The following is a 15,020-nucleotide window of genomic DNA, read 5'->3' as shown; positions in this document are numbered from 1 at the left end:
GCGCGTTCTCATCCTCGAATCGCTGGCTTTCTTGGCAAGCTGCTTGAAATCGCTGGAAGTATGCATCGTCGGTGCTCGGGTCACTAATCAAAGCACCATTAGATCAAACTTTTAGTGCTATTGGTATTAGCGGGTGAGCCGTAAGCGCAAAGGTCGGTTTGGAGCCGGTGACCTGCGTTGGCGTGCAGGGGAGGGGGCGGTGCGCGTCACCGGGTAAGTGTAATGCTGTATCGCGCCGTTGGACGAGCAAGAAAAAGCCGCCCATGAGGGCGGCTTGGTTGGTTAGGTTTGGCGCTTAGTGCATGCGGCGGCGGGTGCCGGCCAACGCCAAGATCAGCAGCGCCAGATAGCCCAGCGAGCCGCTGTCCTTTTTCTTCTCTGCTGGCGGCTCAACCACCGGCGGCTCGACGCCGTCGGAGTTGACGGTCAGCATGAAGCTGGTGCTGGCGCGATCCTGCGGGTTGGCCACATCAAAGACAGTCACCATCACCTCGGTCTCGCCATGCCAGTGAGCATCCGGCGTGATGGCGAAGGACATGCCATCCACCTCGGCTGTGATGTTGTCACCGGATACCTCCAGCGCGACAGCACGGCTGCCGTCCTGTTGGTACTGAACAGTAAGGCCGGACAGCGTGGTGTTCTCATCCATGGTCTGAGCGTCCATGTCGAATACTGACAGGCTGCCAGCGACAGACACAGGGACTTGCAGGCTGATGCTTTGAGCCCCGGTCGCATCGGCGGTTACAGCGACGTTACCGGTGCTGGCCACCAGTGCGTTACCCACTTTGGCGCTGAAGTTCACCTCAAGTGCGGTGCTCTCAGGACCCTGATAGTTGGCGCAAACCACCATGTCTTGATCGAACTTCTCCGGTTCGTTGATGGCGTAGTCGTTGTACTGATAGTCATTGACCGGGTGGTAGAGCCCGCGAACCCCTTCGTAGCCCTTCAGGCCGATGGTGTGCTCACCCTTTTCCCCTTCGATCTGCTGATAGGCAAAGAAGATCTCGTAGGAGCCTGGGGTGAAATCGATGCTGCTGGAGGCAACCAGTTCGAAGTTAAAGGTTTGGCTGTAGTCCACTTCAGGGAACCAACCGCCAGGGATACTGCCGTGCATCCCCTTCCACTGGACGATCAGGTAGTCACCAAAGTTAATGTCAGCGGCAAAGACACCGGTCTCCCAGTTCACAGGTGTAAAGGGATCGGACCAGTCGGTGCCGGACTCATTGAGGGTGACGGCGTCAGCGCGCCAGAACGGTGCAATCACCAGATCTCTCAGGCCACCCATGCCCATGGTGTAGCCCGGCAGCGAGTAAAGCGTATGCGCGTCGAACTTCAACAAGCCGTCACCGCGGATGGTTACGATGTTGTCGGTGTCTTCGGCGCGGACGCCGTACAGCGGGATGTGTGGGTAGTACTTGCGGTAGCCGTCGAAGTCGGGGATCTCGAACGACTGTTGGAAAGCATTACCAAAGCCCGGTAGGGCCGGATAACCATAGTCATACAGATCAACAAACTGCGGCTCGCTGCTAAAGGGCAGGCGACACATCTCATCGGTCAGACTGGTGGTGTAGTCGTAACGACGCACGTCGTCCTTGGAGGAGTGTTGCATACCGTTGATGGTGAGTCCGTTGCCATTGACTTGCGTCATCTCGGTCGCGTACTCGTTGGTACTGATGCTGTCCTCAAGCAGTGTCAGACCTTCCGGTAGGGTGATCTCAACATTGATATCGCGATCACCGCCCAGCAGGTTGGCTGCCTGACTGAAGCTGAAGTGAACGATATCACCGATCTTGGCACCCGTGTGGCTGGCGTGCAGTTGCACATCGGCTTCGCCGCGCTCAAAGCGCACTGGAATGAGGCCGATGTCGTCGCCATTGACGCTGTCAGTGCCCAGTTCGATAACGCCATGGAAGATCTCGCCTTCGGCTTGATCGGGCAGATCCCAGTCGATGGACAGTGCCAGTGGATCGATGCCATTGCTGGCGCCCGGAGTGGCGACACTCAGGGCATTGCTGGCTTCGCCACCGATAATGGCGACGTTGACGTCAACCGGGTTTGCGAAGTTATCGGGATCCCAATATTTATCGGGGCCCCATGCGCCAAACTTGTAGGTGCCCACGGCATACCAATAGGTGCCAGGCTCGGGGGCGTTGATGGCACAGTAGTCATGCATGCGCCAATCCGATATACACAGGGCTTCACTGTTGTAGTCGATCAAGCCGTTATTGTTGGCATCGTAACCCAGATCCAACGCTGTGGCGTAGCGATAGAAGTTCCCTTCGCGGGCAATTTCAACCACCAGACGCTTGGTGCCTTCTGGTACTTCGAAGAAGCGGTAACCGACTTCTGATTCTGTCGATGGCACCGCACCCTCCATCTCCCAAACGAATTCTGTGGCTTCTCGCAGCATAAAGGCATCGTAGAAGGCGTCAGTCTGGGCATAACCGGTGGCACTGAGGCTACTGCTCTCTTTGGTGACAAATTCCGGCGTGATGATCTGGCCCTGATCGCGACCTATGGTAGCGTTGACCTGCTCGGGCAATCCGCGTGCGGCGTGGGCGGCGATCACCGGCACCTTCTGTACCGGCGCCATGCTGTCCGCTGGGGTCAGGATCATGTTGCCGTAGAACGGCAAGCCGATGGAGTTGTAGGTATCTGTGCTGGGATCGTCAGTCTGGGTGTAGATCTCCGGCACAGTGGCGCTGATCATCACCCGCTGTGATTCACCGGCGGCCAGGGTAAAGCTGCTCGGGGTGAACGCCAGTTTCAGCTGTGAAGCGCCGGTATGCGAAACCTCTTCGCCGGTTATTTCCCAAGTGCCGTCTTCAGCGGCAGTAAAGGTACGGTACCAGTTACAGGTGCCCGGACACTCGCGATCCACCATGTAGGGGGTATTGAGGCGACGAACATCGCCACCGGCCAATGGGTTGGCATCGATGTAGTTGTCGATGGTCTCGTCCATCAGCAGAGACGCTTTGACCGCACGGGCGACATTGATCACCCCGCTGCCGGCGTCATCAAAGTCGGCGGAGAGGGTAAAGGCCGGATCGTCGTTCTGGCGCACGGTGATCTGGGTGGTGGTGGTCATTAACGCCGACTGGATCTGCGCTGGGGTCCACTCCGGGTGCGCCTGCTGTAGCAATGCCATGGCGCCGGCCACGTGCGGCGAAGCCATTGAGGTGCCGTCGAGCATCGACCAGTTCATGCCCGCGCCATCCAGCGTAAACAGACGATCATTGGCGAAGGCGGCAAAGATGCTGACGCCCGGCGCGGCCAGGTTTGGCATCATGGAGTGGGGGTTGTTGAAGCTCGGCCCACGGGAGGAGAAGTTGGCCAGGATATCGGCCTCGCCCATGACTGTGTACAAAGAGCCGTCGGATAGGGTAACGCGATGATCACTGCCAGCCGCCAGCCACTCTAAGACTTTTTGGCCGTCATAGTTGCCGATGTGGGCGGCGGGCAGAGGGTAGTAGTCATCGACCTTTTGGGCCAGAGAATCGCCGTACAGGTAATCGGACTGGGTGTTATACAAGATAAACCCGCCAGCGCCGCCAGCTTGGACATTCTCAGCTTTGGCAATGCGAGATTGGTCGCTGCGGCCACACACGACGATGGGGGCTTCGGTCAGTGGCGTTATGCCATCGGGCAGGAAGTTAAAGGTGGCTTCAGCAAAGGGCAGATCACAGTTGCCGTTGCTCATGTCACCATAGTCAGCGGCGGAGACGACCGGACCGCTGTAGCCTTTGGTGATGGATTTTGCACGCATGGGGCCCCAAGGGCTTGGGCTCTCTTCACCGCCGCTAAAGCCGTCCAAGGTTTTTTCGTTGGCGGCTAACTCACGGCCGTGGGTGGTTGCGGCCACGCTGGTGACCCAGGGGGAGACGTGGTCGCGCATGCTGCCACCGAAGTTACCGGCAGAGGCAGCCACGGAGATCCCTGCTTCGCGCGCGGCCAAGAAGGCCAACTCGGTGGGCGATTGCCACGGCAGGCGCTCACCACCACCGATGGAGTAGTTGATCACGTGCACGCCGTCGGCAATGGCGTCATCCATGGCTTGCAGGGTGACGGTCTCCGGGCAGCCTGAGTAGGGATCTTCCGGACCACCGGCCCAACACACCTGGTAGGAGATGATGTTGGCGTGGGGCGCCATGCCTGAGACTCGAGGGAACACCAGATCGGTATCACGGCCGGTGATGTCATCACCGTAACCCACTTCCGGCAACTGATAGGGGACGTTGAACAGGACGTTACCTGCGACAGTCGAGGCGGTGTGGGAGCCGTGGCCATTATAGTCTTCGCCATTGGCAGGGCGCTGTGGCAGCCATTCATAGGCCCAGGGGTTGTCCACCTGGAATATGGGATCGCTGTAGCTGTCGGTGATCTCTGAATAGGAGTGAATGCCGATCAGCTTGTCGTTACACAGACCGGCAAACTCTTCGATCAGACAGTCACCGGTAAAGACACCGGTGCCCCAGGGATTTTGGATAGCCACCTTGTCGTCGCCAGAGGCGGCAAAGGAGGGATGGCCAGAGTTGATCCCGGTATCAAAGATCCCGACGATCATCCCCTTACCCGTGTACGCCATGCCATTGCTGGCCTCGCCGTTCCACAGCTGATCGGCGCCCACATGGCTTGGGCCCACATCGGTGTGCAGCTCCAAAACGGTGGAGCGGGTCACGGCACGCACGCCAGCCAGAGCGGCCACCTTGGAGGCTTGCTGTTGGCTTAGCTTCATCGCCATGCCGTTAAAGGCATACTTATACTGGTTCAGCAGGGCGTTGCTGTTACCAGTGACTCGGCTGATCTCGCTGTGAACCCGAGCCTGACGGTTGAGCAAGTGTTGGGTATAGGCAACGGCGTTGCTGCTCGCGACATTGAGGCCGGTACGGCTGGTTGAGGCCGTACCGGCGATCCCAGGAACCGTACCCTGATAGGTGGCCGCCGGGGCTTCCGTCAACTGAACGATGTAGGTGTGTTCGCCATCGTCCAGATCGGCTTCGAAGTGGAAGGGCACCTTATCGACGCCCCGCCCGATCATCTGGTTGGGGCCGGCGATGTGGCCGCGGCCTCCGTTCATGCGCAGCTGGCTGAGCTCTTTGAGCCCTTCAGCTTGTTCTGCGGAGATATTGATGGGCTTGATGGCGAGATCGCCATGGACAGTCACTTGAGGTCCTGCCTGCCCCGAGGCGGCCAGGCCAGCGGCATAGAGTGCCGCACTGGTCGCGAGAGCGAGTTGTTTTATTTTCACTTTGACACCCTTTGCCCTGTCGGGCTCCCTGGTTGCTTAATGCACGGCTGATCGGCGTTTCTACACAGTCGCCTTTAGGGACCAGCAATGGTAACGTTCAGTGTTATATTGCGGTTAAATTTGTAGTCATTCCAATGCAAAGACTGAGATAGATTGATAGCTTTTGCGTATACCGGTTGCGTCACATTCGTTGTTTTTTTGTTTATAACCCTGTTTTAAAAGGAAATGTGTGTCCGGTGGGATGTTGTGATGAGCTATACTTAAATCGCTGGTGAATGTGGCTTTTAGATGCGTAATAGGTTTGTTTTGTCTTGTGTGAAAGGGCAGTTGGGTCGTTCGCCTTCTTGTCCGGTAGGTGTTTGCTGAAAGCTAATGTGCTATCCGGGCCATACTGGGTGTTATCGATATCCTGATGACCGGTAAATTCTCCGATGAGCTTGAATGTGACCCTAGCTATGCCTTTGAAAATGTTCGGGAGAATAGAGTCGGTTCTCTTGCGAACAGGTTGGGTGCTTTAAGCGGGTGTTCACGAGCGGCTGCAAACTCGGAGTGAATGCTCATTGCATTCGTCGTGGTTCAGGGCGTCGATTTACTAAGGGAATACAAAAAGCCGCCCCGAGGGGCGGCTAGGTGATAGACAGGCTGTGAGAAGGTTTAGCCTTGACGGCGACGCGCCCCAAACAACGTCAACATTAGTAGGGCTAGGTAACTTAGCGAACCGCTGCTGCTACTTTTCTTCTCTTGAGTGACTTCGGCTACCGTTACTTCAGCATTTGCACTCATGCTGTTGCCATTACCGGCGTAAGTCGCCGTAAAGACGTAGTCACCGGCCGGTGCGTTTCTGACCATGCTGCCGTCAATGGCGACAGTTGGACCTGAGGTTTGGCTCCAGCTCAGAGTGATATTCTCAGCGCCTTCTGTGCCGCTCATCTCCGCTTCGGCGGACAACATGATATCGCTTCCGGACAGAGAGGCTTCAGCCGTCACTTCAGTGACCTGAACCACCGCTTCACCATTGGAGTTCACCGTCAGCATAAAGCTGGTGGAGGCACGATCGGTTGGGTAGGCCATGTCATAAACCGTGACGGTGACTTCGGTGGTGCCATTCCAGTACATCTCGGGTTCGATGTCGAAGGTGGAGCCGGTTTCCGTTCCGTGGACGATGGCCGTGAAGTGCTCGCCACTGATCTCCACGCCATTGGTGGTGCCCTTCTTATCGCTGTAGAAGAAGCTTAAGCCGGTGAGGGCTTCACCTTCTTCCGTTTGCTGATCCGCGATCTCCGCCAACTTGATGTTGCCAGGAACGGGGATCTGATGGGTGTCCATTTGCGCGATGGAGTTACCGACCGTTGAGGTGACGCTCAGCTCGCCATCGGAGTTGGCTGCATCGTTACCAATACGTGCGGTAAAGGTCAGGACGACTTTGCTCTCTTCCGGGCCATGGTAATCGGCACAGACCACGGTGCCCGGTGCGGCTTTGGTATCCAGATCGCGATACGCATAGCCGTCATTGAGGTACCCCAGAGCCGCGCCATAGGCGGTAAATTCGCCGTAGTAACCGTGCGAGCCGATAGAACCCAGATGGCTGTTGGCCGAGTCCATGGTGTGGTAGGCATGCACCATCTCGTAGCGGCCAGGACGGAAGTCGAGGTTCAGGCCGATAAAGCTTTGGAAGTTGTAGTAGGCATCCGGATCCGGCGAGTCGTTCCCAGTCAAGAAGCCATTCACTTCGGTCAGCCCGTCCCACTGGAAGATGTAGTACTCATCGGTGATCACGCCGTAAACCGCATTCATCCAGCGTGAGCTATTCCAGTCCCAGTACTGAGGCTGCATCTCGAGATCGCCACGCCAGTTGGCGGCGATCACGGTCGCGGGTACGCCTTGGAACCAATCGGCAAACTCATAGGCGCCGTTCCACATATCCCAGAAGGGATCCAACTGAATGTGCCCGGTCGGGGCAATGCCTAAGGTATCGAGTTGATACTTGACCGGGTTGCCGTACAGCGGAATGGTGGGGAAGTCGTTCTCTGCAAAACTGAAGTACAGTGGGCGGTTGGCCTTGCCGGTGATCCCCATTGGCGTTTGGCCCATGGCAAACAGATCATGGAACGCCGGATCGTCACCGTACGGCACACGGCACATGGGGTCATCGTGGTTGGTGGTGAAGGTATAAGAGCGTGGCATCTCCAGTGAAGACATTTGCGTGCTGCTAATGCGGATGGTATTGCCTTCGACACTCAGACCGGCGCTGTGATCGCTGTTGCCACCGGTCACGATGCTGTCTTCCAGCAGCATAAAGCCGTCAGGCAGGGTGGTGGTCAGTTCGAAGGTGCGTTCGTCACCGAGCAGGTTCGGCGCTAACTCAACCTGATAGTTGACCAGATCGCCGACGGTGCCGCCGACTTTGTCGGCCTCGATGCTGATATCGGTACCGATATGCTCCAGCTGGAAGGCAAACTGCCCCAGGTTGCCCTGGTTGTAGTCATCCGAGCCCAGTGCGATCACGCCGTAGTAGGTGTCACCCGCCATCATGTCTGGCAGGTCATAATCGATCGCCAAATGGAACGGCGTTAAGCCATCATTGCTGGTCGGGCCGGTCACGGTCAGGTGGCCTTCATCGTCCGGTGAGACGATCGCCAGATCCACCTCAAAGTGATCGGCCAGGTTTTCCGGATCCTCGTATGAGAACTTCCAGTTGGCGGCGATGGCCCAGTAGCGGCCGGGGAGCGGATCGTTAATGGCACAGTAGTTACCGACAGCGGCATAGGATTGACAGATCGCCTCATCCCACCATTGCACGGCGCCATCTTCGTTGATGTCCATGCCCAGCTCCAGAGAGGGCCAGCCATTGACGTCGGCTTCACGGACCGACCAGACCAGACGCTTGGTGCCTGCTGGAACATCGAAGAACAGCACCTCGGTACCCGGATCGGCATTGAGCTCCTCCATCGAGATGGGGTTGCCTTCGGGATCCAGCTCCTGCGCACGGCGTTCGGCGCGGGGCAGATCGAACATATGGCGGGTGGCCTTAGTCATACCGCCCACTTGAGTGTTCAGCGACAGATATTCCGGCGTGCTCATCATCGGGGTCAGTACTTCACCCTGATTGCGGTGCACCACGGTGCTGACAATTTTCGGCAGGCTATCGCCCTGATAGCGGGCACCAACCGGCAGGTTCACGCTGGGCAGATCATCGCCTTGAGGGACGATGTGCACCAGACCGTGCAACTGGATCTGGGAGCTGTCCGCGCCAATGGTTTCCAGATCCTGGATCGACGCGATCACGTTGATCGACTGGGTCTGGCCCGCTTCGACGGTGAACTGTTTCGGGAACACCTCCAGCTCGAGCGCCGGCGCCCCGGTGATCGGCAGGACTTCGATCGACAGATCATAGGTACCGGCTTTGGTTGCGGTAAAGGTCCGCATCCAAGAGCAAGTGCCGGCGCAGTTGTCGTTGAACATGTAAGGCACGTTCAAGCGGGTGACATCGCCGCCCAGATCCGGGTTGGCGGCACGGTAGTTTTCGCCAGTTTCATCCAGCAGCAGGCCGACATCGACCGCGCGACCGACGTTGATCACGCCGCTGCCCGCTTCCAGCAAGCCTGCGGTGGGATTGCCGTAGCTGGCGACGCCATCCAGTGAGGCGGTGGTCATCAACGCCGATTGGATCTGCGCTGGTGTCCAATCCGGGTGGGCCTGTTGCAACAGGGTCATCGCCCCAGCAACGTGCGGCGCGGCCATTGAGGTGCCGCTGATCATGGCGTAGTCCGACGGCTGAGGGAACGCACTGAACGGCAGATCGTCGGCGTACGCGGCGAAGATATCAACGCCGGGCGCAGCCAGATTGGGAGACATCACATCCGGTGCCTGCAGGTTGGGCCCACGGGACGAGAAGTTCGCCACGTAGTTGGCTTGACCTTGGGTGGTAACCACCTCGCCCTGAGTGATGGTAGCCATATGACCGCTACCGGAATCCAGCCAATCTTCCAGGCCGTAACGGCCATTTTCGGTGGTGCCCCAGTATTCGCTGTAGGAGATGTTGATCCCCGGGATCACATAGGCATCGCGAGCGATGTTATCGCTGCTCTTGCTGTTCCACAGCACCATGGCGCCGGCACCGCCCGCAGCGATGTTTTCCGCTTTGGTTACGCGGGCAACGTCGCCGCGCTTACAGACCACGATGGGCGCTACGTCTCCGGGCCATGGGTTGCCCTCGGGATCGACCGAGAAAAAGTCGGCGGGGAAGGCTTCATTACAGCTTTCGTAGTCCTGGCCGTACATCGAAGCGAGCACGATCGGGCCACTGTAGGCATCGGTGATGCCACCGCCGCTGATGGTTGGTGGTGGTGCTTCGTCGCCGCCACTCATGTCGGTGATGTTTTTGTCGATCTGAACGACTTCGCGGCCATGGGTGGTGGCGGCCACTGAGGTGAGCCAGGGCGAGAGGTGATCGATGGCACCATAGCCTAAAGCAAAGGAGTTACCGGCGGAGGCTGAGACGTTGATCCCCGCTTCTCGTGCCGCCAGAAAGGCCAATTCGATGGGGTGATCCCAAGGGAATCCGCCGTAATAGGTACCGATGGAGTAGTTGATGGCATCAACACCGTCGGCGATCGCATCATCAATCGCCGACATCAGCGCGGAGCCGTAACAGCCGGCGTATTGATCGCCCAGACTCATGTCGGAGCCATGACACGCCTGGTAGGCGATGATGTTGGCGCGCGGAGCAACCCCGGAGATCATCGGGAATTTCAGCCCGGTTGGGATCCCGTCGGACTGCTGCGCCAATTCAGGCACCACAAAGTCGACATCGTACAAGACGTTACCGGCGGCGGTGGCGGCGGTGTGCGAGCCGTGACCGGCATAGTCTTCGCCGTTGGCGGGACGAATGGGGTTGCTGCTGGAACCGCCAAAGATGGGATCGCCATAGGTATCGGTGATCACCGCGTAGGAGCGAACCCCCACCAGCTTGTCGTTACACATGCTGGCAAATTCAGCTTGCTCACAATCGCCGACATAGTTGCCGCTGCCGAACGGGTTGGTGTGAACATAACCGTCACCGGCGACTTCAGCAAAGGAGGGGTGATCGCTGTTGATCCCAGTATCGATGATCCCGACCAACATCCCTTCGCCGCGAAACTCACCCGGGACGCTGGACAGGCCATTCCAGATCTTATCGGCGCCAATTAACTGCGGGCCCACATCGGTGTGGACTTGGTAAACCGCATCTTTTTGAACAGCGCGCACGTTAGGGATCTGAGCGACTTGGGCTGCTTCAGATTGGCTCATACGGACAGCCATGCCATTGAAGGCCAGTTGATATTGCGCAACGACCTGCGGAGATTGGCCGACCACGGCGGCGATCTGACTCAGCGTGTCGTTTTGCTTTTGTTGCAGATAGCTTTGATATTGCTGAACGGCCGGGCTATCAGTTTGGATCTTGTTCTGATCGTGGAAGTTCAGGTAGCCCAGAACACTCGATTTTCGAGGTGCGGTGGCGCTCAGACCGGCGACCCCGCCCTGATACAGTGCCACGGGACGTTCGGACAGCTCGATGATGTATACGTGCTCTCCGGTTAAGCCATCCTCATGTACAAAAGGTACTTTGGCGTCTTGGGTCAATGCCACCCCACGGTGCACATTGAGCTTATTGGTATTGGCCGCGAGCGCATTGGTATGGCCTGCGCGATCTTCGTTCTCGCGCATGCGTTCGTTGAGTTCCAGAACGCGTTCGGTCACGACGATCGATTCGAACCGCTCCGTTGTCCTTGGCTCGGCGACGGCACTGACGCCACTGGCGGCGTACAATGCGGTCAATGTCGCGAGCGTAAGCTGCTTCATTTTCAAAATAACACCCTCTTTGCCTGGTTCAGGCAACTCCCTGGTTAGCTAAGGTTTTGCCCCCACGAGTGATCTTCTTTATTCGTCACCGATGGCAGAGGACAAGCCATGAAATGCATTTGAGCACACCCCCATGTTGCTAATTTGTTTAAATTAATTCCAATGCGACTTATACTCCCCAGGCATACCTTAGGCGCATAATGCGGCTGGAGCCCCGTTCGGCAGGATGCGGTGTTAAAAAAATGTTGATGTTGTCGGTTTGCTGGTATTAACTAAAGCTATGGTTATTTGATAAACCATGATTAATCGTTATGTGTCATTGGGCGCTAGGCTGAGGTACTGATGATGAAGTGGCTTCATGAATGTGTGTGGAGCGGCATAAGGATAAAGCCATAAGTAGGAAGTTATGCGAACGAGTACCATGGAGATCCGGCACCTGCGTCACTTTTTGATGCTGTGTCGAAAGGGCAGTTTCAGTGCGGCGGCAGAGGCATTGCACCTCAGTCAGCCCAGTTTAAGTCGCAGCATTCAACGTATGGAAGAGCTGTTGGATGCGCGTTTGTTGGATCGGCAGCGCAGCGGGGTCGAATTGACGCCCTATGGCGAGTCGGTGTTGCGCCACGGTGAGCGCATTTTGCGGGATGTGCGCCAACTCAGCATGGAGTTGGAGTTGATGCAAACCGGTGATTGGAGTGAGTTGGCGCTGGGGGCCAGTCCCATTCCGGCGCAAACCCTGATCGGGCCGATCATCGGTGAGCTCACACGCCAGCACCCGACCCTGAATCTGGATCTGCGGGTGGATAACTGGCGAGGCAATTTGGCTTTGTTGGAATCCGGCGAGCTCAACTACTTTGTCGATGAGGTGGAAGCCACGGGGTTGATCAAGCATGAAGCGTTAAGTGTGGTGCCTTTGGCCCCGATGCCGGCGGTGATGTGCTGTAACCCGCAACATCCCTTACTGGCGCGAGGCGAGTTGACCATGTCGGATCTGCTGCAATATCCCTTGGCTCTGCCCCGTAACCTGCCCAACGCTTTTTTAGAGGAGCATATCTCAGGCCTCAGCTTGGGCCCGATGGTTGCCGGGCGTCGGGTGATCCGGTTCGATCAGTTCCTGACGGTCAAGGCGTCTTTGTTTGACAGCCATACGGTGGCCTTAACGCCGCTGGCCAGTGTCCATCGTGAGTTAATGAATGGAGAGCTGCGGGTATTGCAGATCAGCGATCTGGAAGAGATCCCGGCGTGCTTCGGGATCGTCGCGCTGAAAGGGCGGACTCAGCCACCTTCGGCCGAAGGGCTGATCCAGAGTATTGTTGCCGAAGCCGATAAGATAGCGCGTTCGGCGGCAAGCTTAGTGTGAGCTCAAGCGCGAGACTGGATCATGCGCGGATGAGCAACAATCGCTGTTGTGCTGTGGGCTGGCCTGTTAGGGTGCGTGACAGACATCACGCACTTGCTGCGAATTGAGGCATAACGAGGTAGCTCATGATCAACGGAATTCAAATCACCCAGTCCGCCAATGCCAACCTGCTGAACAGCATTTGGTTGATCGACGAAGAAAATCAGCAGGCACGTTGCTTGGCTGCGAAAGCGGAGTTCGACGCCGATCAGGTCGTCGAGTTAGCACAATTGGGTGAATACGAGTGTCGTGAGTTGAACATCCAGGCGGCACCGGCGCGTGAAGGGGGTCAGCACCTGAACGTGAATGTGCTCAAGCAAGAGACGCTGGTCGCCTTGATGGAAGCCCATGAGCGCATCGCCGCCGGCGAAGCCAGCAACGACGATTACAATAGGGTGTCTGACAATGCTCAGCTGACCATCCGCGTTTCCGGCTACGCGGTGCGCTTTAATGCCCTGACGCTGGATCAACAAAAAGACGTGGTGATGCGCACTTTCACTAAGTCTATGTAATACTGCGCCCTGCGAAGGGAAGTTCGAGTTAGCGCCAGAGCTTCAAGCCATAGGTGCTTCGTGAATGAGCCGCCGGCGATCGAACGATCGTCGGCGGCTTTTTCGTTGTTTGACCCTCCTCCCCGATAGTCTCATTAGACGATGATGCGGCATGCCGTCTGCCGCCAAGATCGAGCGTATGATCCCGGTCCGATCGGGCCAATCACTACAGCCCGGCAATGGGCCTGAGGGAGCACGGCATGTCAGTACACAATTCATCTGTCGCAGAGGCCAAAACGATCCCGCAAATGATCGCTCGGGCCGCACAGGCGTTTGGCGATCGGATCGCCATCGATGATCACGGTAAGATCATCACCTATCTCGAACTGGATCAGCTGCGTCGGCAGGCGGCAAAGGCGACGATCGCCGCCGAGATCCAGCCGGGGGATAGGATCGCGATCTGGGCGCCCAATGTCTGGGAGTGGATCGTCGCCAGCATCGGTGCGCAAAGCGCGGGGGCGGCATTGGTGCCGCTCAATACCCGAATGAAAGGATCGGAAGCGGGCTATGTCCTCAACGCCAGCGGCAGCAAAATCTTGTTTAGCATCGGCGATTTTCTTGGCAAGCACTATCCGAGCATGCTCGAAGGCGAGGATCTGCCGGATCTGAAACGGATCGTCGAGCTGCGATCCGGCGATCAATGGCAAGCCTTTCTCGACAGTGGATCGACGATCAGCGATGCCGAACTGGTGGATCGTGAAGCGCAGGTGACACCGGGATCCATGTCGGATCTGCTGTTCACTTCCGGCACCACCGGCGCGCCCAAAGGGGTGATCACCGGCCACGAGCAGAACCTGAAAGTGATCGCCGACTGGAGCGGTGTGGTGGGGCTGGAGCCGGGGGATCGTTACTTGATCGTCAATCCGTTTTTCCATTCGTTCGGCTACAAGGCCGGTTGGCTGGCGGCGCTGCTGCGGGGCTGTACCATCTTGCCGCACCCGGTGTTTGACGCCAAAGCAATCCTGGATCGGATCGTCCGCGAGCGGATCCAGATCCTGCCGGGGCCACCGACGCTCTATCAGTCGATCCTGGCGGATCCGGATCTGGCGCAATACGATCTCTCCAGTCTGAAGGTGGCGATCACCGGCGCCGCGGCGATCCCGATCAGCATGATCCAGCAGATGCGCGAGATCTTAGGTTTCGAGCGGGTGCTGACGGCGTATGGCCTGACCGAGGTGTGTGGCTTTGCCACCATCTGCCGCAGCGACGACAGTGCCGAGATCATCGCCACCACCTCCGGCCGTGCCATGCCCGGCGTGGAAGTGCAGTGTGTGGATAGAGATGGCAACGAAGTGCCCCGAGGCGAAGCGGGTGAAGTGGTGGTGCGCGGCCCCAACGTGATGCAAGGCTATCTCAATAACCCAGAGGCGACGGCCGACACCATCGATCCCCAAGGCTGGCTGCACACCGAAGACATTGGGGTGATGGATGCGGCGGGCAACTTGAAGATCACCGACCGACTGAAGGACATGCTGATCAGCGGTGGCTTCAATGTCTATCCGGCGGAGATCGAAAATAGCCTGTGCAACTATCCCGGGGTGGCGCAGGCGGCGGTGATCGGCATCGCGGATGAGCGCATGGGCGAGCTGCCTAAGGCGTTTCTGGTTCCTAAGCCGGGCGCGCAACTGGATGAAGCCGAGGTGATCGCCTGGTGTCGTCAAAACATGGCCAACTACAAGGTCCCCCGGCAAGTGGCGCTGGTGGACAGCTTGCCGATGAACGCATCGGGCAAAGTATTGAAATTTGAGCTGAGAAAGCTCGTCAGTCAGTAGGACCCCGTTTTTTGTTGGCGCTGATTGTTGGTGTGAGCCAGAGATTTATTTTGGCTTAGGCATCATTGAGCTACTGACACAGCTTCTGCTTTTAAACATCAGAGGGAACGTTGCGAAGAAAAAGGGCGCCAAATGATGGCGCCCTTTTTGGCTAAGTGGACAATACTCTAGCGACTTCAGCTCAGGAAGGCGTGTTGCGACCAAAGGAGCCA

General features: G+C 57.6%; 5 protein-coding genes. 3 read left to right on the top strand and 2 right to left on the bottom strand.

Translation table 11 applies throughout. From position 1 onward, the window contains the following. Window positions 1-295: 295 nt before the first annotated feature. Both ABEA08_RS11505 and ABEA08_RS11500 read right to left on the bottom strand, forming a co-directional pair. Complete coding sequence (locus ABEA08_RS11505) at window positions 296-5,248, bottom strand: S8 family peptidase (RefSeq protein ID WP_345335458.1); 4,953 nt, start codon at window positions 5,246-5,248, stop codon at window positions 296-298. A gap of 654 nt (window positions 5,249-5,902) precedes the next feature. Beyond that, complete coding sequence (locus ABEA08_RS11500; RefSeq protein WP_345335457.1) at window positions 5,903-11,089, bottom strand: S8 family serine peptidase; 5,187 nt, start codon at window positions 11,087-11,089, stop codon at window positions 5,903-5,905. A gap of 406 nt (window positions 11,090-11,495) precedes the next feature. Between ABEA08_RS11500 and ABEA08_RS11495 the strand changes: the two genes are divergently transcribed. From ABEA08_RS11495 to ABEA08_RS11485, 3 genes are all read left to right on the top strand, one after another. Beyond that, window positions 11,496-12,446 (top strand): LysR family transcriptional regulator, encoded by a 951-nt coding sequence (locus ABEA08_RS11495; RefSeq protein ID WP_345335456.1) that lies wholly within the window; start codon window positions 11,496-11,498, stop codon window positions 12,444-12,446. Between the two features lie 125 nt (window positions 12,447-12,571). Further along, the gene (locus ABEA08_RS11490; protein WP_345335455.1) at window positions 12,572-12,997 is read left to right on the top strand and encodes an autonomous glycyl radical cofactor GrcA; all 426 of its coding nucleotides are present in this window, start codon (window positions 12,572-12,574) and stop codon (window positions 12,995-12,997) included. A 239-nt stretch (window positions 12,998-13,236) separates the two neighbouring features. Beyond that, window positions 13,237-14,808, top strand: a complete 1,572-nt coding sequence (locus ABEA08_RS11485) for a FadD3 family acyl-CoA ligase (RefSeq protein WP_345335454.1) — start codon at window positions 13,237-13,239, stop codon at window positions 14,806-14,808. Window positions 14,809-15,020: the final 212 nt, after the last annotated feature.

Source organism: Ferrimonas pelagia (assembly GCF_039543565.1).
GTDB lineage: Bacteria > Pseudomonadota > Gammaproteobacteria > Enterobacterales > Shewanellaceae > Ferrimonas > Ferrimonas pelagia.
This window is presented reverse-complemented; position numbering and strand designations above follow the sequence as displayed.